Origin of the sequence: Pseudomonas sp. 65/3-MNA-CIBAN-0223 (assembly GCF_040310425.1) — a bacterium.
GTDB lineage: Bacteria > Pseudomonadota > Gammaproteobacteria > Pseudomonadales > Pseudomonadaceae > Aquipseudomonas > Aquipseudomonas gregormendelii.
In genome coordinates this window covers 26522-47451 of the sequence record NZ_JBEOPV010000028.1, presented here as the reverse complement: position 1 = coordinate 47451, position 20930 = coordinate 26522, and the positions used below count along the sequence as shown (strand labels likewise).

General features: G+C 61.3%; 19 protein-coding genes. 2 read left to right on the top strand and 17 right to left on the bottom strand.

Going from position 1 to position 20930, the window contains the following annotated elements:
* Window positions 1-121: 121 nt before the first annotated feature.
* The 16 genes from AAEZ09_RS25305 to ccoN (AAEZ09_RS25230) form a co-directional block, all read right to left on the bottom strand.
* Entirely contained in the window at window positions 122-670 is a 549-nt protein-coding gene (locus tag AAEZ09_RS25305; protein ID WP_045060280.1) for an adenine phosphoribosyltransferase, read from the bottom strand.
* Window positions 671-749: 79 nt separating this feature from the next.
* Window positions 750-1484, bottom strand: coding sequence for a fumarate/nitrate reduction transcriptional regulator Fnr (fnr, locus tag AAEZ09_RS25300; protein ID WP_045060279.1), 735 nt, complete (start codon window positions 1482-1484; stop codon window positions 750-752).
* A 93-nt stretch (window positions 1485-1577) separates the two neighbouring features.
* Window positions 1578-2960: an oxygen-independent coproporphyrinogen III oxidase gene (hemN, locus tag AAEZ09_RS25295; RefSeq protein WP_350601248.1), complete on the bottom strand. Its 1383-nt coding sequence runs from the start codon at window positions 2958-2960 to the stop codon at window positions 1578-1580.
* Window positions 2961-3151: 191 nt separating this feature from the next.
* Entirely contained in the window at window positions 3152-3835 is a 684-nt protein-coding gene (locus AAEZ09_RS25290; RefSeq protein WP_350601232.1) for a sulfite exporter TauE/SafE family protein, read from the bottom strand.
* On the bottom strand, window positions 3828-4046 hold the full coding sequence (gene ccoS / locus AAEZ09_RS25285; protein ID WP_045060277.1) for a cbb3-type cytochrome oxidase assembly protein CcoS: 219 nt from the start codon (window positions 4044-4046) through the stop codon (window positions 3828-3830). Before ccoS ends, AAEZ09_RS25290 begins: the two co-directional genes overlap by 8 nt.
* A gap of 24 nt (window positions 4047-4070) precedes the next feature.
* A complete protein-coding gene (locus tag AAEZ09_RS25280) occupies window positions 4071-6521 on the bottom strand; it encodes a heavy metal translocating P-type ATPase (RefSeq protein ID WP_205893299.1) in 2451 nt (816 codons plus the stop codon).
* Window positions 6522-6779: 258 nt separating this feature from the next.
* Entirely contained in the window at window positions 6780-7319 is a 540-nt protein-coding gene (locus tag AAEZ09_RS25275) for a FixH family protein (protein ID WP_045060275.1), read from the bottom strand.
* Between the two features lie 11 nt (window positions 7320-7330).
* Window positions 7331-8746 (bottom strand): cytochrome c oxidase accessory protein CcoG, encoded by a 1416-nt coding sequence (ccoG, locus tag AAEZ09_RS25270; protein WP_350601231.1) that lies wholly within the window; start codon window positions 8744-8746, stop codon window positions 7331-7333.
* Between the two features lie 512 nt (window positions 8747-9258).
* Window positions 9259-10242 (bottom strand): cytochrome-c oxidase, cbb3-type subunit III, encoded by a 984-nt coding sequence (gene ccoP / locus AAEZ09_RS25265; RefSeq protein ID WP_350601230.1) that lies wholly within the window; start codon window positions 10240-10242, stop codon window positions 9259-9261.
* Window positions 10239-10424, bottom strand: a complete 186-nt coding sequence (locus tag AAEZ09_RS25260; RefSeq protein ID WP_003175465.1) for a CcoQ/FixQ family Cbb3-type cytochrome c oxidase assembly chaperone — start codon at window positions 10422-10424, stop codon at window positions 10239-10241. Before AAEZ09_RS25260 ends, ccoP (AAEZ09_RS25265) begins: the two co-directional genes overlap by 4 nt.
* A 5-nt stretch (window positions 10425-10429) precedes the next feature.
* The gene (gene ccoO / locus AAEZ09_RS25255; RefSeq protein ID WP_009042961.1) at window positions 10430-11038 is read right to left on the bottom strand and encodes a cytochrome-c oxidase, cbb3-type subunit II; all 609 of its coding nucleotides are present in this window, start codon (window positions 11036-11038) and stop codon (window positions 10430-10432) included.
* Window positions 11038-12480 carry a cytochrome-c oxidase, cbb3-type subunit I gene (ccoN, locus tag AAEZ09_RS25250; RefSeq protein ID WP_045057422.1) on the bottom strand — a complete coding sequence of 481 codons (1443 nt, stop codon included), beginning with the start codon at window positions 12478-12480 and terminating at the stop codon, window positions 11038-11040. Before ccoN (AAEZ09_RS25250) ends, ccoO (AAEZ09_RS25255) begins: the two co-directional genes overlap by 1 nt.
* Before the next feature lie 482 nt (window positions 12481-12962).
* Window positions 12963-13916, bottom strand: coding sequence for a cytochrome-c oxidase, cbb3-type subunit III (gene ccoP / locus AAEZ09_RS25245; RefSeq protein ID WP_350601229.1), 954 nt, complete (start codon window positions 13914-13916; stop codon window positions 12963-12965).
* A complete protein-coding gene (locus AAEZ09_RS25240) occupies window positions 13913-14113 on the bottom strand; it encodes a cbb3-type cytochrome oxidase subunit 3 (protein WP_045057424.1) in 201 nt (66 codons plus the stop codon). The genes ccoP (AAEZ09_RS25245) and AAEZ09_RS25240 overlap by 4 nt, the downstream gene beginning before the upstream one ends.
* Window positions 14114-14722 carry a cytochrome-c oxidase, cbb3-type subunit II gene (gene ccoO, locus AAEZ09_RS25235; RefSeq protein ID WP_045057425.1) on the bottom strand — a complete coding sequence of 203 codons (609 nt, stop codon included), beginning with the start codon at window positions 14720-14722 and terminating at the stop codon, window positions 14114-14116.
* A gap of 10 nt (window positions 14723-14732) precedes the next feature.
* Window positions 14733-16157, bottom strand: a complete 1425-nt coding sequence (gene ccoN / locus AAEZ09_RS25230; RefSeq protein ID WP_045057426.1) for a cytochrome-c oxidase, cbb3-type subunit I — start codon at window positions 16155-16157, stop codon at window positions 14733-14735.
* A 96-nt stretch (window positions 16158-16253) separates the two neighbouring features.
* Between ccoN (AAEZ09_RS25230) and AAEZ09_RS25225 the strand changes: the two genes are divergently transcribed.
* A complete protein-coding gene (locus AAEZ09_RS25225; RefSeq protein ID WP_350601228.1) occupies window positions 16254-16931 on the top strand; it encodes an alpha/beta family hydrolase in 678 nt (225 codons plus the stop codon).
* A 165-nt stretch (window positions 16932-17096) separates the two neighbouring features.
* Here the strand turns inward: AAEZ09_RS25225 and AAEZ09_RS25220 are convergent, their stop codons facing one another.
* The gene (locus AAEZ09_RS25220; protein WP_194690481.1) at window positions 17097-18662 is read right to left on the bottom strand and encodes a methyl-accepting chemotaxis protein; all 1566 of its coding nucleotides are present in this window, start codon (window positions 18660-18662) and stop codon (window positions 17097-17099) included.
* A 600-nt stretch (window positions 18663-19262) separates the two neighbouring features.
* Here AAEZ09_RS25220 and AAEZ09_RS25215 point away from each other — a divergent pair.
* Window positions 19263-20906 (top strand): ShlB/FhaC/HecB family hemolysin secretion/activation protein, encoded by a 1644-nt coding sequence (locus AAEZ09_RS25215; protein WP_350601227.1) that lies wholly within the window; start codon window positions 19263-19265, stop codon window positions 20904-20906.
* The last annotated feature ends 24 nt before the right edge of the window (window positions 20907-20930 follow it).

The following is a 20930-nucleotide window of genomic DNA, read 5'->3' as shown; positions in this document are numbered from 1 at the left end:
GCTACTGACGCCATCGCTGGCAGGCCAGCTCCCACAAAGATCCTCTCCGTACACAAATCATGTGCATGACAGAGAACCCTGTGGGAGCGGGCTTGCCCGCGATGGCGTCGGAACGGGCGACTTACTTATCAGTCAACGCAAACTGCGTCAGGCAAAAAGTCGGTATCCCCATATCTTCCAGCTTCTGCGACCCACCCAGCTCCGGCAAATCAATAATCGCCGCCGCTTCATGCACCCGCGCGCCCATGCGCCGGATCAGGTTGGCCGCTGCAATCAACGTCCCGCCAGTGGCAATCAGGTCATCGAACATCACCACCGAGTCACCCTCGCACAGGCTGTCGGCATGCACTTCCAGGAAGGCCTCACCATATTCGGTGGCATAACCCTCGGCCAGCACATCAGCCGGCAACTTGCCTTGCTTGCGAAACAGCACCAGCGGCTTGTTCAACTGATAGGCCAGCACCGAGCCGATCAGGAAGCCGCGGGCGTCCATCGCACCGATGTGCGTGAAGTCGGCTTCGACATAACGGTGGGCAAAGCTGTCCATCACCAGGCGCAGGGCCGTGGGCGATTGGAACAACGGGGTGATGTCGCGAAAGATCACGCCCGGCTTTGGGAAGTCGATCACGGGGCGGATCAGGGATTTGATGTCGAAGGAGTCGAAGACCATCGTCGAGGTGTCCTGGCAGGCTGCAAACGTCACAGTATAACGGCGGCTGAACCGTTGCGCTCAACCGCCTTTGCCGTGATCAACCTTCCAGGGAGCCGCCAGCCAGGGCGCACAGCTGAATCGGATCGAGGATATGGATTTCCTTGCCTTCAGCCGCAATCAGTTCGTTCTGCTGGAAGCGGGTGAACACCCGGGAGACGGTTTCCACCGCCAGGCCCAGGTAGTTGCCGATTTCATTGCGCGACATGCTCAGGCGGAACTGGTTGGCCGAGAAGCCCCGGGCGCGGAAGCGGGCCGAAAGGTTAACCAGGAACGTGGCGATGCGCTCGTCGGCGGTCTTCTTCGACAACAGCAACATCATCTGCTGGTCGTCGCGGATCTCGCGGCTCATCACGCGCATCAGCTGGCGGCGCAATTGCGGTAATTGCACGGCCAGTTCGTCCAGGCGCTCGAACGGAATCTCGCACACCGAGGTGGTTTCCATGGCTTGCGCGGAAACCGGGTGTTTTTCAGTGTCCATGCCCGACAGGCCGACCAGTTCGCTCGGCAGGTGGAAGCCGGTCAGCTGCTCTTCGCCACCATCACTGAGGCTGAACGTCTTCAGGGCGCCGGAGCGTACTGCATAAACGGAATCGAATGTGTCGCCCTGGCGGAACAGGAACTCGCCCTTTTTCAGCGGGCGGCCACGTTTGACGATGTCGTCCAGCGCATCCATGTCTTCCAGATTCAGCGAAAGTGGAAGGCACAGCGGGGCCAGGCTGCAATCCTTGCAGTGGGCCTGACCATGAGCGCGCAGTTTGACTGGCTCGGACATTTCTTCAATCCTTGTGGGAAAAACACACATAAGACGTAAGGGTAACCCACCAGAGGACTATCCGACCAGCACGCGGCGATTTGACCCAGGTCATTAGATCACCTTGGAATACCGCTCGCGATTTTGTTGTTCCAGATAACGGTCGAACACCATGCACACCGAGCGCACCAGCAATCGCCCGGCGGGCAGTACGGTGATGCGATCGTTGTCGAGCTCGATCAGGCCGTCCTGGGCCATTGTCTGCAATTGCGGCCACAGTTCGCCGAAGTAGCCGCGAAAATCGATGTTGAATGCCTGCTCGATCTCGGCGAACTCCAGGCTGAAGCGACAAATCAGCTGCTGGATCACCGCACGGCGCACCCGATCATCGGCATTGCACAGCAGGCCGCGGCTGGTCGCCAGTTGAGAAGTGGCGAGAGCGTTCTGGTAGAGATTCAGGTCGCTGCTGTTCTGGCAGGACAGATCGCCGATCTGGCTGATGGCAGACACGCCCAGGCCAATCAGATCGCAGTGACCGTGGGTGGTGTAGCCCTGGAAATTGCGTTGCAGGGTTGATTCTTCCTGGGCGATCGCCAGCTCGTCGTCGGGCAGGGCGAAGTGGTCCATGCCGATGTAGCGGTAACCGGCGGCGGTCAGTTGTTCGATGGTGCGCTGCAGCATTTCCAGCTTCTGCGCCGGGGTCGGCAACTCGTTGCTGTTGATCCGCCGCTGGGGCATGAAGCGTTCTGGCAGGTGGGCGTAGTTGAACACCGACAGCCGGTCCGGTTGCAGCGCGATGACTTCCTCGACGGTGCGGGCAAAATTGTCCGGCGTTTGTCTTGGCAGGCCGTAGATCAGGTCGATGTTGATCGAGCGAAACTGCAGGGTGCGCGCGGCGTCGATCACTGCGCGGGTCTCCTCCAGGCTCTGCAGGCGATTGACCGCTCGCTGCACGGCAGGGTCCAGGTCCTGCAGGCCGATGCTGACGCGGTTGAACCCCAGTTCGCGCAGCAGGCCCATGGTTGACCAGTCGGCTTCACGCGGGTCGATCTCGATGCCGTAGTCGCCGGAGTCGTCGTCGAGCAAATTGAAATGCTTGCGCAGTTGCGCCATCAGTTGGCGCAGCTCGTCATGGCTGAGGAACGTCGGGGTACCGCCGCCGAAGTGCAGTTGCTCGACCTTTTGTGTCGGGTCGAGGTGGCAGGCGATCAGCTGGATCTCCTGTTCCAGGCGCTGCAAATAGGCGTGCGCGCGGCCGCGGTCCTTGGTGATGACCTTGTTGCAGGCGCAGTAATAGCAGATGTTCGCGCAGAACGGCACGTGCACATAAAGCGACAACGGCCGTAGCGCCTTGCGGCTTTCGCGCAGGGCATGGAACAGGTCGAAGCTGCCGATAGTGGCGTCGAATTGCACGGCGGTCGGATAGGAGGTGTAGCGCGGTCCCGCCAGGTCATAACGGCGGATCAGATCGGTGTCCCAACGAATGGCGTCGAGCATCATGCGGGCATTCCCCCGGATAGGCTGGCAGTGTTGGCGAGTCTAGGGGGTGGGGCAATGGGGCATCTTGATTTGCATCAAGAGGATTTAAGATCAAATGATCGTCCGAACGCGGCCCGAGCCTTCGGCAGCTCCTACAGGGTATACGCCAATCCATTGTAGGAGCTGCCGCAGGCTGCGATCTTTTGATCTTAATGCCCCATCAACCAATGCTGATGCGGCCCCGGCAAGGTCCACAGGCCGAACAGTATCACCAGCAACCCCCCGGTCATGCGCACGCTGCGCTTGCGCAATAACGCGGTAACGCGTTCGGCAGCCAGCCCGGTGGCCAGCAGCACCGGCCAGGTCCCCAGCCCAAACGCAAGCATCAGCAATGCACTGTCCAACGCATTGCCCTGGCTCGCCGCCCACAGCAACGTGCTGTAGACCAGGCCACACGGCAACCAGCCCCAGAGGGCGCCCAGCAGCAAAGCCCGGGGCAGGCTGGAGACCGGCAGGAGTTTGTTGGCAACCGGCTGGATATGCCGCCACAGGCCGCGACCCAGGCTTTCAATGCGGGTCAGGCCGCTCCACCAGCCGGCCAGGTACAGGCCCATGGCGATCAGCAGCAACCCGGCAAGCACCCGCATGAACATCGCCGCCGGGCTGTTGGCCACCGCCCAGCCCGCCAGGCCGATCAGCAGTCCCGCGGTCGCATAACTGAGGATTCGCCCCAGGTTGTACGCCAATAGCAGCCTAAAGCGCCGGCTGCGTTGCTCCTTGGGGATCGCCAGGGTCAGGGCGCCCATCAGGCCGCCGCACATGCCCAGGCAATGACCGCCACCGAGCAGGCCCAGGATCACCGCAGACACCAGCAGGGGTGCCAATTCAAGCATGGGGCGGGGCCTTGTCTTCAGGCTTGTCCACGTGACCGCTGGCCTCGTCGACTGCAGCCGTGTGCTTGGGGTCCTGGTCGTCGAACAGAATGCTGTGGGCCGGGCCGTCGAGGTCGTCGTACTGGCCGCTGTCCACGGCCCAGAAGAAAATGTAGATCGCAATGCCCACGATCAGCAGCGCGGCCGGGATCATCACGTATAAGGCTGGCATGGGTTCACTCCATGCCCGCGCGGCTCAGGCCGGCAGCGGGCGGGTTTGTGGCGTGGCGCTGATGGCCGGCGCGCTCGGCAGGCGAGTCAGGCGCAGGGCATTGAGCACCACGGTCAACGAACTGATGGACATGCCGACCGCCGCCCACACCGGGGTGATCCAGCCGAGGGCAGCGAAGGGCAACATGAGGCCATTGTACAACCCGGCCCACAATAGATTCTCGATGATCACCCGTCGGGTCCGCCGCGCCAGGCTGAACGCCTGCACCAGCGCGTCCAGGCGGTTGGAGAGCAGCACGGCGTCGGCGCTGGTTTTCGCCAGGTCAGTGGCCGAACCCATGGCGACACTGATGTCGGCGGCGGCCAGCACCGGTACGTCGTTGACCCCGTCGCCGAGCATCAACACCTTGCGCCCTTCGCGGTGCAACTGTTGCAGCACCTGCAGTTTGTCATCCGGGCGCAGGCCGCCCCGGGCTTCATCGATGCCCAGCTCGGCGGCAACGCTGGCGACCATGGGTGAACTGTCGCCGGACAGCAGCAGCGTGCGCCAGCCCCGGGCTTTGCACGCCGCCAACAGCGCCGGCGCATCGGCGCGCAGGCGGTCGTCGAGGACAAACCAGGCCAGGGGGCCATGCGCGTCGCCAAGCAGTAACCACTGGCCAGGCTCATCGGGCATCGCCGGCACTGCTGCGCCACTCAGTTCGCAGACAAAACCCGGCTGGCCAATGCGCAGACGCTGCTCGCCGACCAGGCCTTCAAGCCCCAGCCCCGGCGTGCTGTGCACTTCCTCGGCGGCCAGCGGCGCGCGACCAAACGCCCGCGCAATTGGATGTTCGGAACGGTTCTCCAGCGCCGCCGCCAGGCCCAGGCACTGGTCACTGTCGAGCGCACCGAGGGGGCGGATCGAACGCAGCGCCAGGCGCCCTTCGGTGAGGGTGCCGGTCTTGTCGAAAATCACCGTGTCGATTTGATTCAGGCCTTCCAGCACATGCCCGCGAGTCAGCAGCAGGCCCAGCTTGTGCAAGGTGCCGGTGGCCGCCGTGAGCGCCGTCGGCGTCGCCAGGGACAAGGCGCACGGGCAGGTCGCCACGAGCATGGCCAGCACGATCCAGAAGGCCCGCGAGGAGTCCAGCTCCCACCACACCAGCCCAATCACGGCGGCAGCGATCAGCGACAACAGCAAAAACCACTGGGCGGCGCGGTCGGCGATTTCCGCCAGGCGCGGTTTCTCCGCCTGGGCGCGGTCCAGCAGGCGGACGATAGCCGACAGGCGCGTGTCCTGGCCGAGCGCCAGGACTTCAACGGTCAGCGCGCCCTCGACGTTCAGTGTTCCTGCGGTGACCGCATCGCCCAGGGTGCGCGGTTGCGGCAGGTACTCGCCGGTGAGCAGGGACTCGTCGACGCTGGACTGGCCGTCGAGAATCCTGCCATCGGCCGGCAGGATAGCGCCGGGATGCACCAGCACCTGATCGCCCAGCCGCAGTTCGCTGAGCAGGATGCGCTCGCTCTGGCCGTCCGCACCCAGGCGCAGGCACGAGGCAGGCAACAGGTTGACCAGTTGCGCGGTGGCGGCGGCCGTGCGCTCCCGGGCGCGGCGTTCCAGGTAGCGTCCGGCCAGCAGGAACAGGGCGAACATGCCCACCGCATCGAAATACAGTTCGCCGACGCCAGTGATCGATGTCCAGATCCCGGCCAGGTAGGCGCTGCCGATGGCCAGCGAGACCGAGACGTCCATGGTCAGGTGACGGGTGCGCAGGTCGCGCATGGCACCTTTGAAGAATGGCGCACAGCTGTAGAACACGATCGGCGTGGTAAGAAACAGCGCAACCCAGCGCAGGATGGTGTGCAGCTCGGGGCTGAGGTCGATGTTGAATTCGGGCCAGGTGGCCATGGTCGCCATCATCGCCTGGAACCACAGCAGGCCGGCCACGCCGAGTTGGCGCAGGGCCAGGCGGTTTTCGCTGGCCAGTTGTTCACTGGCGCGATCGGCCTGATAGGGGTGTGCGGCGTAGCCGATGTGGCGCAATTCGCCGAGCACCTGGCTCAGCGGCAACTGCGCATCGGCCCAGCGTACATGCAGGCGATGGTTCGACAGATTGAGCCGGGCCTCGGCGACGCCAGGCAGGGCGCGCAGGTGTTTTTCGATCAGCCAGCCACAGGCCGCACAGCTGATGCCTTCCATCAGCAGGGTGGTTTCGGCCAGCTCGCCCTCGTGACGCACGAACGGCGCCTGCACGTCAGCGCGGTCGTAGAGCGCCAGTTCGTCCACCAGTTGCACCGGCAAGGCTTCGGGGTTGGCCGATGCTTCGCTGCGATGCTGGTAATAACTTTCCAGACCCCCGGCCACAATGGCTTCGGCCACGGCCTGGCAACCCGGGCAGCAGAACTCGCGGGTTTGCCCGAGCACAATGGCGGTGAAGCGGCTGCCGCCCGGGACGGGGAGGGCGCAGTGGTAGCAAGGGGTTGGTGTGGTCATGGGGGAGTCTAAATCGTCTGGGCTGAGCAGATGCCGGTGAGTTGAAACTGTTGAACCTGTTGCACTTGTTAAACCTGTTGAATTTGTCGAACCCTGTAGGAGCTGCCGAGTGAAACGAGGCTGCGATCTTTTGATCTTGCTCGAAAAAAAAACATCAAAAGATCGCAGCCTCGTTTCACTCGACAGCTCCTACGACAGCTCCTACGACAGCTCCAACGACAGTTCCCACGGCAGCGCCACAGGCAGCCTGCGCAGGCTTTATTTCTTCAGGTCTTCCGCACCCTGCAGCGGCTCGTCGCCCAGCAGCAGGTCCTTGTCATGGCTGACCTGTTCTTCTTCGAACATGCGCCAGGTCTTGTCGTTTTCAACGCCCAGCAGCTCGACAAACCGACGCCCTTCAACCTTGTCGTTCACCTGGCCAATGTAGCGGCCGGCCTCGGTGTCGCTGTGGGTCAGGGTGATCTTGCGATCCTTTTCCGGCTGGGTCGGCGAGATCAGGTTCAGTTCCAGGGTTTTTGGCTGGCTGTCGCCGGTCAGGTGCAGGTCGACTTCGCCCGTCATCCCGTCCAGGTGCACGCTGGCGCGCAGTTTCAGGGTCTGCGCCAGCAGCTCGCGATCAAGCGAACGGTTGATGCCCTTGCCGGCCTCGTAGTAGTTGTCGTTGACCAGGTTGTCCGGGTTGTTCACCGCAATGGTCACCATCGACAGGGTCAGGGTCACCGAGCAGGCCAGGATGGCGATGATGATCCACGGCCAGAGGTGCTTGTACCAGGGGCTCGTCGTGTTTGCTGCAGGCATGTTCACTTCTCTCAACGAATTTGTGGGCCGATGAATCGGCTCTTGGCTTCAACGTGGACGCTGTCGTCATCGGCATCCTTGAGGATGAATTTCACCTCGTTGGTACTCGATGGCAATTGCTCCGGCGCGCTGGACAGTTCCACCGGCTGGCTGAAAATTTCCCCGGCAGCGACCTTGATCTCACGCTTGCCTTGCAGCCTGAGGTCCGGCAGGCCGGTGGCTTCAAGCAGGTAGGTGTGGTCACGCTGGTCCTTGTTCATGATCTTCAGGCTGTACACGTTTTCGATCCGCCCTTCGGCGTTCTCGCGGTACAGCACACGGTCCTTGCTGACGTCGAAACCCACCAGCGAACGCATGAAGAAGGCCGCCATCAGCAAGCCGATCATCGCCAGCAGCACCACGGCATAGCCAATCAGGCGCGGGCGCAGCTTATTGGTTTTCTGGCCGGACAGGTTGTGCTCGGTGGTGTAGCTGATCAGGCCGCGCGGGTAGTCCATCTTGTCCATGATGCTGTCGCAGGCATCGATGCACGCGGCGCAGCCGATGCATTCGATCTGCAGGCCGTCGCGAATGTCGATGCCGGTGGGGCACACCTGGACGCACATGGTGCAGTCGATGCAGTCGCCCAGGCCCAGGGCCTTGTAGTCGACGCCTTTCTTGCGCGGGCCACGGCTTTCACCCCGGCGCGGGTCGTAGGAGACGATCAGCGTGTCCTTGTCGAACATCACACTCTGGAAACGCGCATACGGGCACATGTAGATGCACACCTGCTCGCGCAACCAGCCGGCGTTGCCGTAGGTGGCCAGGGTGAAGAACCCGACCCAGAAATACGACCAGCCATCCGCCTGGCCGGTGAAGAAGTCGATGGTCAGCTCGCGGATCGGCGAGAAATACCCGACAAAGGTCATGCCGGTGACAAAACCGATCAACAGCCACAGCGAGTGCTTGCTGATCTTGCGCAGCAGCTTGTTGGCGCTCATCGGCGCCTTGTCGAGCTTGATGCGCTGGTTGCGGTCGCCTTCGGTGACCTTCTCGCACCACATGAAAATCCAGGTCCAGACGCTTTGCGGGCAGGTATAGCCGCACCAGACTCGCCCGGCGTACACGGTGATGAAGAACAGGCCGAAGGCGCTGACGATCAGGATCCCGGACAGCAGGATGAAATCCTGAGGCCAGAACGTGGCGCCGAAGATGAAGAACTTACGCTCCGGCAGGTTCCACCAGACCGCCTGGTGCCCGCCCCAGTTGAGCCATACCGTGCCGAAGTACAGCAGGAACAGCAGCGCGCCGCCCATCATCCGCAGGTTGCGGAACAGGCCGGTGAAAGCCCGGGTGTAGATCTTTTCTCGAGAGGCGTAGAGGTCGACGCTGTTATTCGCGTTCTTGGTGGGTGGCGTGACGTCGTGTACCGGTATCTGGTTGCTCATCATTGCATCCCACGGCAGTGGAAAAATGCCCCGGTCAGTACATGCCGACCGGGGTCAAAAAGAGGTGTTGCAGTGGCGCAATGATACGCCTGTAGCTCTAGTCCGAGGGTGCGACCTTTGGTCACGTTGGGAGAATTTATCCGATGGTGTAATGACTTGAATCAATTGACTTGTGAATGATGGCCGGTTTTCGCAGCGCCAGGGCCCTCCCATGACCGTAAATTCAATCCCCGTAGGAGCTGCCGCAGGCTCGGGCCGCGATCGGACGATCTTTTGATCTTGCCGCTCCCGTAGGAGCTGCCGAAGGCTGCGATCTTTTGATCTTGCCGTTAAATAAAAGCGCAGATCAAAAGATCGCAGCCTTCGGCAGCTCCTACAAGTAGGGCATTAAGCGGATCCAAAGATCGCAGCCTTCGGCAGCTCCTACAGGTGAAGCGTTAAGCGAGCATAGGCCATAAACAAAACGGCCCCGCCAATTCACATGGGCGGGGCCGTTTTTGTTACATCAAAGGTTACTGAGCATCTTCCGTCGGAGCTTTCTCACCGTGAGACAAGCTGTAGACGTAAGCGGCCAGCAGGTGAACCTTGTCGTTGCCTTGCAGCTGTTCCTGGGCAGGCATCTGGCCCTGGCGGCCGTAACGGATGGTCTGCTGCAGTTGGGCGAAGCTCGAACCGTAGATGAACGCGCCCGGGTGGGTCAGGTCAGGTGCACCCATTGCCGGGGTACCTTTACCGGCCGGACCGTGGCACGCCACGCAGTTGGCCGCGAACAACTTCTGCCCGGCAGCCGGGTCAGCCTTGGCGCCTTCCGGCAGCTTGCGGCCATCGAGGTTGGTCAGCACGTAGGCAGCCACGTCCGCCACGCCTTGCTCGCCAATCACTTCAGCCCACGCCGGCATCACCGCGTGACGACCGCCCATGATGGTGGTCTTGATGGTTTCGGGCTCGCCGCCCCAGCGCCAGTCGGCGTCGGTCAGGTTCGGGAAGCCGTAGGCGCCCTTGGCGTCGGAACCGTGGCACACCGAGCAGTTGGAGGCGAACAGACGGCCACCCATTTTCAGTGCTTGCGGATCCTTGGCCACTTCTTCGATTGGCATGGAAGCGAACTTGGCGAAGATCGGGCCGAAACGCGCGTCCGACTTGGCCATTTCCTTTTCCCACTCGTGCACGCCGGTCCAGCCGGTCTGGCCGTTGGCGAACGCGGTCTGCTTTTCGTTATCCAGGTAGTTGTAACCTGGCAGCAGGCCTTTCCAGTTGCCCAGGCCCGGGTAGAGCACCAGGTAGCCGAGGGCGAAGATGATGGTGCCCACGAACAGCATGAACCACCATTTCGGCAGCGGGTTGTCGTACTCCTCGATCCCGTCGAAGGAGTGTCCAACCGTTTCTTCCGTCTGCTCGGCGCGCTGGCCCTTGCGGGTGGACAGCAGCAGCCAGGTCAGGGCGAAGATGGTGCCCAGACTGAGGACTGTGACGTACAGACTCCAGAACGTAGTCATTCTTTGTTACTCCTAGAAGCTTGCTCGACGTGCTTGATGGCTTCGGGATCATCCGCGAAAGGCAGCAAGGTAGCGTCTTCAAACTCCGACTTGCGCTTGGGGCTGAACACCCACAGCGCCAGACCGATGAAGGCCACCATCACGACAACGGTGCCCAGGCCACGAATCATCCCGATATCCATCTAAATCACCGTTTGCTTTTGATGATGGTGCCCAGGCCTTGCAGATAGGCCACCAGCGCGTCCATTTCGGTTTTGCCCTTCACAGCATCCTTGGCACCGGCGATGTCTTCGTCGGTGTAAGGGACGCCGAGCGTGCGCAAGACTTCCATTTTCTTGGCGGTGTCTTTGCCGTCGAGCTTGTTTTCCACGAGGAACGGGTACGCCGGCATTTTCGACTCGGGCACTACGTTGCGCGGGTTGTACAAATGCGCACGCTGCCAGTCATCGGAGTAACGACCGCCAACACGGGCCAGGTCCGGGCCGGTACGCTTGGAACCCCACAGGAACGGGTGGTCCCAGACGCTTTCACCGGCGACCGAGTAGTGGCCGTAGCGTTCGGTTTCAGCACGGAACGGGCGGATCATCTGCGAGTGGCAGCCGACACAACCGTTGGCGATGTACACGTCGCGGCCTTCCAGTTCAAGGGCGGTACGCGGCTTCATGCCTTCGACCGGCTTGTTGGTGACGTCCTGGAAAAACAGCGGAACGATCTGGGTCAAGCCGCCGATACTGACGGCGATAACCATGAAGAAGGCCAGCAGGCCAATATTCTTCTCGACTGCTTCATGCTTCATCAGTGAGCTCCAACTACAGCAATCTGTTCGGCAGCTTCGGCTTCAGCCGGGTTCGAGGCACGTACGGTACGCCATACGTTGTAGGCCATGAACAGCATGCCGCTGGCGAAGAACGCACCGCCCAGGGCGCGAACGATGAAGCCCGGGTGGCTGGCTTGCAGCGCTTCGACGAAGGAATAGGTGAGGGTGCCGTCGTCGTTGATTGCACGCCACATCAGGCCCTGGGTGATGCCGTTGACCCACATCGAAGCGATGTAGAGCACGGTACCGATGGTCGCGAGCCAGAAGTGCGCGTTGATCAGGCCGATGCTGTGCATCTGCACACGACCGAACAGTTTCGGGATCATGTGGTAGATCGCGCCGATCGAAATCATCGCCACCCAGCCCAATGCACCGGCGTGTACGTGGCCGATGGTCCAGTCGGTGTAGTGCGACAGCGAGTTCACGGTCTTGATGGCCATCATCGGGCCTTCGAAGGTCGACATGCCGTAGAACGCCAGGGAGACCACCAGGAACCGCAGGATCGGGTCGGTGCGCAGCTTATGCCAGGCGCCCGACAGGGTCATCATGCCGTTGATCATGCCGCCCCAGCTCGGAGCCAGCAGGATGATCGACATCGCCATGCCCAGGGACTGAGCCCAGTCCGGCAGTGCGGTGTAGTGCAGGTGGTGCGGGCCGGCCCAGATGTACAGGGTGATCAGCGCCCAGAAGTGCACGATGGACAGGCGATAGGAGTAGATCGGACGCTCGGCCTGCTTCGGAACGAAGTAGTACATCATCCCCAGGAAGCCGGTGGTCAGGAAGAAGCCCACCGCGTTGTGACCGTACCACCACTGGATCATCGCATCCGTTGCACCGGCGTAGGCCGAGTAGGACTTGAAGAAGCTGACCGGCAGGGAAGCGTGGTTGACGATGTGCAGCATCGCCGTCACGACGATGAAGGCACCGTAGAACCAGTTGCCCACATAGATGTGCTTGGTCTTGCGCTTGGTGATGGTGCCGAAGAACACCAGACCGTAGGTGACCCAGACGATGGCCAGCAGAATAGCCAAAGGCCATTCCAGCTCAGCGTATTCCTTTGTGGTGGTGTAACCCAGCGGCAAGGTAACGATGGCGCCGACGATCACCGCTTGCCAACCCCAGAAGGTGAAGGCGGCGAGGCTGTCGGAAATCAGTCGCGTTTGGCAGGTTCGCTGCACGACGTAATAAGAAGTGGCAAACAGTGCACAACCACCGAAGGCGAAAATCACCAGGTTGGTGTGCAACGGGCGAAGGCGTCCAAAGCTCGTCCATGGCAGACCGAAGTTTAATTCCGGCCATACCAGTTGCGAGGCGATGAAGACACCAAGCCCCATGCCAAGGATCCCCCAGACCACCGTCATGATGGCGAACTGGCGGACTACCTTATAGTTATAAGCAGTCGGACTGATTGCTGTGCTCATTCTAAGGTTCCACGGTTTGGGTGTTTTATTAGGAGTAAAAATCGGCCGCAAGTATGTAGAAAGCGGGGGGTCATTGCAACGCGCCATGACCTGGGTCAATGCTTTCAAAAGCTGATTCTGCGGCCTTTCCATGCGCCGCGTAAGGACAAAATTGCCCATGGACAAAATGTCGCAGCAGACGAAAGAGCCGAGGGGGTCAGGTCAGATGTAACGGGGTGTGTTCAAACACAACGATCAGGTGACAGGAGGCGATTTGCGCGACAGCCGGTATCTACCAGCCTTTGCGGCCTGTCATCGAGCACATTCGTCGAACGCATCGCGTCGGGTCGACCTGGAACCGGCTCATGCCAGTCCGCATCTGGGCAAGCTTAGACCCGAATTCGGGGAACCGAAAGGAGTACTAAGGAAGGGTGCGACACTTGGTCGCAAAGGAGCAGGGAACTGCCGCATGCAGGCGAATGCGGCAGTAGAGCGGTCGAGAGTTATTCGCGTTTGCCTTCAGCCTGCAAACGATCGGTATTCAAACCGTGGGACAGGCTGTACACATAAGCCGCCAACAGTTGCACCTTATCGTTGCCCAGCAGCTCATTCTGCGCCGGCATGTGACCCTGGCGACCATGACGAATCGTTTGCTCGAGCTGCGTCAGGCTGGTGCCGTAGATGAAGCCGGCCGGGTGCGTCAGGTTCGGCGCGCCCATGGCCTCGGTGCCCTGGCCATTCGCGCCGTGACAGGCCGTGCAGGTGGTGCTGAACGCTTGCTGGCCGGCTTGCAGGTCGGCCTTGGTATCCGCTGGCAACGGCAGCCCTGCCAAGTCGTGACGCACGTAGGCGGCCACGTTCTTCACTCCGGCTTCACCGAGGATTTCGCCCCAGGCCGGCATCGCCGCCATGCGACCGCCCATGATCGTGGTCTTGATCATCTCGGCATCGCCGCCCCAGCGCCAGTTGCTGTCGGCGAGGTTGGGGAAGCCGAACGCGCCCTTGGCATCCGAGCCGTGGCACACCGAGCAATTGGAGGCGAACAGGCGGCCACCCATCTTCAGCGCTTGCGGGTCCTGGGCCACTTCTTCCACGGGCATCGATGCGAATTTGGCGTAGATCGGCCCAAACTTCGCGTCAGCCTTGTTCATCTCCTTTTCCCACTCGTGCACGCCGGTCCAGCCATCCTCATAGCCGGGCAGGATGCCTTTCCAGTTGCCCAGGCCCGGGTACAGCACCAGGTAACCGACGGCAAACACCAACGTGCCGGCGAACAGCATGAACCACCACTGCGGCAACGGGTTGTCGTACTCCTCGATGCCGTCGAAGCTGTGGCCCATGGTCTGGTCGACGCTGCCCTTGGTCTCGCCCTTGCGGGTGCCGATCAGCAGCCAGGTCAGGCCGATCAGGCTGCCGATGGTCAGTACGCAGATCCACGTACTCCAGAAAGTGGTCATGACCGGGTACTCCTTGTTGTTGCAGGTTCTGGGGGGCTGTCAGGTTGCGGCTCGTCGGCGAACGGCAGCAGGCGCGCTTCGGCGAATTCCGGATTGCGCTTGGTGTTGAACACCCACAGCGTCAGGCCGACGAAGGCCACGAACACCACGACCGTGCCCAGGCCGCGGATCATTCCAGTGCTCATCTCAAACATCACTCACCTCTTGCTCTTGATGGCAGTGCCGAGCACTTGCAGGTAAGAAACCAGGGCGTCCATCTCGGTCTTGCCCTTGAGGCTGGCCACCGCGCCGCTGACGTCGTCATCGGTGTACGGCACGCCGAGGGTGCGCATGGTGCGGATCTTGGTTTCGGTATGGCTGCTGTCCACCGCCTGCGTGACCAGCCATGGGTAGGCCGGCATCTTCGACTCGGGCACCACGTTGCGCGGGTTGTACAAATGCGCGCGATGCCAGTCATCCGAGTAGCGGGCGCCGACCCGGGCCAAGTCCGGTCCGGTACGCTTGGAACCCCACAGGAACGGGTGATCCCACACGCTCTCGCCGGCCACCGAGTAGTGCCCGTAGCGTTCGGTTTCGGCGCGGAACGGCCGGATCATCTGCGAATGGCAACCCACGCAACCTTCCCGAATGTAGATGTCGCGCCCTTCCAGCTGCAGCGCGGTGTAGGGCTTCATGCCTTCCACCGGCTTGTTGGTCACGTCCTGGAAGAACAGCGGCACGATCTGGGTCAGGCCGCCGATACTCACGGCCAGCACCATCAACAGCATGAGCAGGCCGACGTTTTTCTCGATTGTTTCGTGTTTCATCGCGGACTCCTCAGGCGATCTGCGCGGCAGTGGCGACGTCGGCAGGCTGCGAGGCCCGTACGGTGCGCCAGGTGTTGTAGGCCATCAGGAACATGCCGCTCAGGAAGATCGCGCCGCCTACCAGGCGCACGACGAAGCCCGGGTGGCTGGCCACCAGGGTTTCGACGAAGGAGTAGGTCAGCGTGCCGTCTTCGTTGATCGCGCGCCACATCAGGCCCTGGGCAATGCCGTTGACCCACATCGAGGCGATGTACAGCACGGTGCCGATGGTCGCGAGCCAGAAGTGCGCGTTGATCAGGCCGATGCTGTGCATCTGCGCACGACCGAAGATTTTCGGGATCATGTGATACAGCGCGCCGATGGAAATCATCGCCACCCAGCCGAGTGCACCGGCGTGTACGTGGCCAATGGTCCAGTCGGTGTAGTGGGAGAGGGCGTTGACGGTCTTGATCGCCATCATCGGGCCTTCAAAGGTCGACATGCCGTAGAACGCCAGCGAGACCACCAGGAAGCGCAGGATCGGATCGCTGCGCAACTTATGCCAGGCGCCCGACAGGGTCATCATGCCGTTGATCATCCCGCCCCAGCTTGGAGCCAGCAGAATCAGTGACATCACCATGCCCAGCGACTGCGCCCAGTCCGGCAGCGCGGTGTAGTGCAAGTGGTGCGGACCTGCCCAGATGTACAGGGTGATCAGCGCCCAGAAGTGCACGATCGACAGGCGATAGGAATACACCGGCCGCTCGGCCTGCTTGGGCACGAAGTAATACATCATGCCGAGGAAGCCGGCCGTGAGGAAAAAGCCCACGGCGTTGTGGCCGTACCACCACTGCACCATCGCATCGGTCGCACCGGCATACACCGAATAGGACTTGGTGAAACTCACCGGCAGCTCAAGGTTGTTGACGATGTGCAGAATCGCCACGGTGATGATGAACGCACCGAAGAACCAGTTGCCAACGTAGATGTGCTTGGTCTTGCGCTGCATGATCGTGCCGAAGAACACCACGGCGTAGGCGACCCAGACGATGGTGATCAGAATGTCGATCGGCCATTCCAGCTCGGCGTATTCCTTGGAACTGGTGTAACCCAGCGGCAGGCTGATCGCCGCCAGCAGGATCACCACTTGCCAGCCCCAGAAACAGAACGCGGCAATTTTTGGCGCAAACAACTGCGTCTGGCAGGTGCGTTGCACCGAATAAAACGAACTGGCGAACAGGGCGCAACCGCCGAAGGCGAAGATCACCGCGTTGGTGTGCAAAGGGCGCAGGCGCCCGAAGCTGGTCCACGGCAAATCGAAGTTAAGCTCGGGCCACACCAATTGGGCCGCGAGAAAAACCCCGAGCCCCATGCCGACGATGCCCCACACCACCGTCATAATGGCGAATTGGCGGACCACCTTGTAGTTGTAGGCGGTACTGATAGAAGTGTTCATGGTTCCCCATCCACGGTTCAGCCGAAGTGAGCACGCGTGCGACAAGGCAGCGCGTCCTTCGCCTGGAGTTATAGGCAGACTAAAAGCGAGGCAAGCATGGACAAAGAGCACAAGGCCAGTATTGACGGGGATCAATGGGCGCGGTGTGTGCAGGATCACGGATGGTTATGGGATGCCGCTGTAGGGCCGGCATCTGCGACGTTGATCCTCGCCCATGGCGCCGGTGCGCCGATGGACAGCGACTGGATGAACGACATGGCTGCGCGCCTTGCTGTACTTGGGGTCAACGTGCTGCGCTTCGAGTTTCCCTACATGGCGCAGCGGCGTATCGACGGCGGCAAACGCCCACCGAATCCGGCGCCGAAACTGCTGGAATGCTGGCGGGAGGTGTATGCCGTGGTGCGACGCCATGTCGCCGGGAAACTGGCCATTGGCGGCAAGTCCATGGGCGGGCGGATGGCCAGTTTGCTGGCGGATGAACTGGGCGCGGATGCGCTGGTGTGCCTGGGGTATCCATTCTACGCAGTGGGCAAACCGGAGAAACCGCGGGTGGAACACCTGGCCGGCTTGAAGACCCGTACGCTGATTGTGCAGGGCGAGCGGGATGCGCTGGGCAATCGGAAGGCTGTCGAAGGGTACAAGTTTTCACCGGGCATCGAGTTGTTCTGGCTGGTGGCGGGGGATCATGACCTCAAACCGCTGAAGGCTTCGGGGCATACCCACGAACAGCATCTGGCCGCTGCTGCGCAGAAGGTTGCCGATTTCCTTCAGTGACATTTGCGGTGGCTGCAGGGCCTCATCGCGGGCAAGCCCGCTCCCACAGGTTTTGTGCAGCAACAAAAAACCCGGAAGCAACCCGGGTTTCTGCTCATACACGCCCCCGTAGGAGCTGCCGAAGGCTGCGATCTTTTGATCTTGATCTGAATCTAACCCTCAACCCTACCGATTAAACCGCTCAACCAACGAATACTGCGTACTCGCCGTCTTCGTCAGCTCTTCACTCAACAACGCCGAATGCTGCGCCTGCTCCGACGTCTGATCCGCCAGCTGCGAAATATTGCTGATATTGCGACTGATCTCCTCAGCCACAGCACTCTGTTCCTCAGTCGCCGCCGCAATCTGCGTCGTCATATCAGTAATATTGGCCACCGCCTCACTGATCCCCACCAACGCCTGATCCGCCTCCAGCACCCGCGCCACACCTTCCTCGGCCTGACGATGCCCGGCTTCCATGGTCTGCACGGCAGTACTGGCCGTCTGCTGCAGCTTGGCGATCAGCGCATGAATCTGCCCGGTGGACTCGCTGGTCCGCTGCGCCAGTTGCCGCACCTCATCCGCCACCACCGCAAACCCACGACCCATCTCACCGGCACGGGCCGCTTCGATGGCCGCGTTCAACGCCAGCAGGTTGGTCTGGTCGGCGATGCCCTTGATCACATCCACCACACCACCGATCTCATCACTGTCCTTGGCAAGCTGAGTCACCGTCATCCCGGTTTCCCCAACCACCACCGACAGGCGCTGAATGGCATCACGGGTTTCCCCGGCAATGGTACGACCACGCCCCGTCAGGCGATTAGCTTCCTGGGTGGCATCTGCCGTACGCTGCACATGGCTCGCCACTTCCTGGGTCGTCGCCGCCATCTGGTTCACCGCTGTCGCCACCTGCTCGGTCTCAACCCGCTGACGCTCAAGGCCAGTCGAACTGTTGTGCGCCAGGGTGTCGGACTGCCTGGCCTGATCGGTCAGATGCTCGGCCGTGTCCTGCAAACGGGTCAGGCAGGTCTTCAGGCGCGCTTCCTGACTCAAAATCGACATCTCCAACCGCGCCTGTGCGCCACGGCTGTCGGTGTACATCTGCGCAATCAACGGGTCGGACGTGGTCTGCTCGGCCAAACGCAACAAGCGCTTCAACCCACGCTGCTGCCAGCTCAAGCCCATCAGGCCCAACGGCACCGAAAGCCCGGCGGCAAGGGCAAAGCCCCAGTGCGAAGTCAGCGTGGCGCCAATCATGAAACTCAACTGGCTCACCAGAATAAACGGCAACCAATCCTGCACAACCGGCAGCCACTTATCACTGGCAGGAACCGCCGACTTGCCCTGGTTAAGCCGCTGATACAACGCCTCGGCACGACGGATCTGCTCAGCAGTCGGCTTGACCCGCACCGACTCGTAACCGATCACCTGATTGCCTTCGAAGATCGGCGTCACATAGGCGTTAACCCAATAGTGATCACCGCTCTTGCAGCGATTCTTGACGATACCCATCCAGGGCTGACCCTGCTTGAGCGTGCCCCACATATGCGCGAACACCGCCGATGGCACGTCAGGATGACGAACCAGATTGTGCGGCGCACGGATCAGTTCCTCACGCGAAAACCCGCTGATCTCGACAAAGTCGTCGTTACAGTAGGTAATCACGCCCTTGGCATCGGTCGTGGAAATCAACCGCTGCTGAGCCGGGAAGGTCCGCTCGCGTTGAGTGATGGGCTGGTTATTACGCATGGCATATTCAATCCGTGAGGCTTTCACAGGGTTTCGGCGGCGCCAGGGATTTGTTGAATTTTTTTATTGCCCATGGCCCGCAAAGACGGCCTGACAGCCAACCAGATCCGGCCGAATGAAACAGAGCCCCCGTAGGAGCTGCCGAAGGCTCGGGCCGCGATCGGACGATCTTTTGATCTTGATTTTCAAGGGCGAAGATCAAAAGATCGTCCGATCGCGGCCCGAGCCTGCGGCAGCTCCTACATTGACTTCATGATCAATAAGAAAGTTGAGAGTGAAGACCAAGTTTAATTATTGGCTGAATGTTTTAGCCTCACGCTTAGCTTGAGCATTTAATACAGCCCGCAAAGCACTGCCTGTGCGAGGAAGCTGCAAAAGAACAAAGTGTCAGAAAGTTCTGTAGGAGAACTTAACCGCTGTATGTAGGAATGTTCCTGTTGTCTCCAGCGGCATTGTTTCAAGGGGTAGCGAGTGCCAATCACAGTGTTACTTTAGTCCCCCTCGTTTATTACCCGGTTCTCCAAGTTGCCCTCATTACTGTCGAGGGCGCAATTCCTTAAGTGCGTTTCGTTTATTTATATAAGCGTTATCAGCAGCACTATGGCCGCGCCCGTCACCAATCCCGGCGATCAGGACATTATCCGTGATCGCCAGAATCGCTTATTGCAAGAGCAGCGCCAGCGGCTGGAAGAGCTCAAGGCGTTGCCCGGCAGCCCGAGCATGCCAGACGCACCGGCCATGCCTGCTGATTCCCGTTGCTTTGCCATCGACACGATCAACATCGAGGGCGCCCAGCACCTGCCCGCCGGCGCGCGTTCGCGCCTGCTCAAACCCTACTTCGGCCAATGCCTGGACGTGGCCCGGCTCAATGAGCTGCTCAAGGTCATCACCGAGTACTACCTGTCCAGCGGGCTGGTCACCAGTCGCGCCTATTTGCCACAACAGGACCTGTCCAGCGGCCACCTGAGAGTGCTGGTGGTCGAAGGCACGCTTGAAGGCCTGGACCGCGCAGAGGGCAGCGGGCTGTCGGCGCTTGAACTGGCCATGGCGTTTCCCGGCGCCGATGGCGAGCTGTTGAACCTGCGTCAGATCGAGCAACTGGTCGACCAGCTCAACCGGTTGCCATCGAACCAGGCCCGCATGGAACTGGCGCCGGGCGCGCAGGTGGGCGGCACCCGGGTCAGGGTGGAGAACACTGCGCAAAAACCCTGGCGCGCCAGCGTGTCGCGCAACAACGACGGGCAAAAATCCACCGGCGAACAGCAATGGGGTACCGCCCTGGAATGGGACAGCCCCCTGGGCCTGGCCGATCAACTGGTGCTGCGCGGTGGCCACGACGCCGTCAGCGACCGACGCAAGACCTCGCAAAACGCCATGCTCTATTACAGCCTGCCCTGGGGTTGGTGGAACTTCAGCTACAGCTACAGCCAGAGCGATTACCGCTCGCAGGTCCAGGGCAATGGTTTCAACTTCAAGCAGTCCGGCGACAGCCAGCACCACCTGCTGCGCGCAGAACGGGTGATCCATCGCGACGCTTTAAGCAAAACCTCGATGAGCCTCGGTGTCGCGCACCTGCGCACCAACGCCTACATCGAGGACAGCCGCCTGGACCTGAGCAGCAATCGGCTGAGCGAGCTGCAGTGGGGCATCAACCACGGTCGCCGGGTCGCCAGCGCCTTCATCAACTTCGACCTGGGCCTGCAACACGGCATCGGCGCCTTCGACGCGCAAAGCGCAGGTCATCCCGGCCCCGGTGAACCCGAGGCGCGCTTTCGCAAGTACACCGCCACCGCCAGTTACCTGCAGCCTTTCACCCTGGCGGGCGAGTCCCTGAGTTTCACCAGCCTGGTCACCGGCCAGCACACCGACGATGTGTTGTTCAGCGCGCAACGCATCAGCCTCGGTGGCGCGTCCTCGCTGCGCGGTTTCAAGGACCAGCAGCTGAGCGGTGACAGCGGTGCCTACTGGCGCAACGACCTGCGCTGGGCACGCCCGCTGACCGTTGCCTGGTTGCGCCCGGCCTTGGCCGAATACGGCGCCAGCCTGGGCTACGACCAGGGCGTAATTACCCACGAGCGCTACAACGGTGATCAGCACGGGCGGCTCTCCAGCCATTCGCTGGAGCTGTTTGCCCGCGGCCAGCACCTGTCTGCCGGCGTGACCTTCGCCCATTCCCTGAAACGCCCGGCCGCGATGACGGAGCGTGAAGCGCCGATCTACTTTCGCCTGGACTTCTTCCTGTAACCCCACTGCCGACAACGCCCTGTT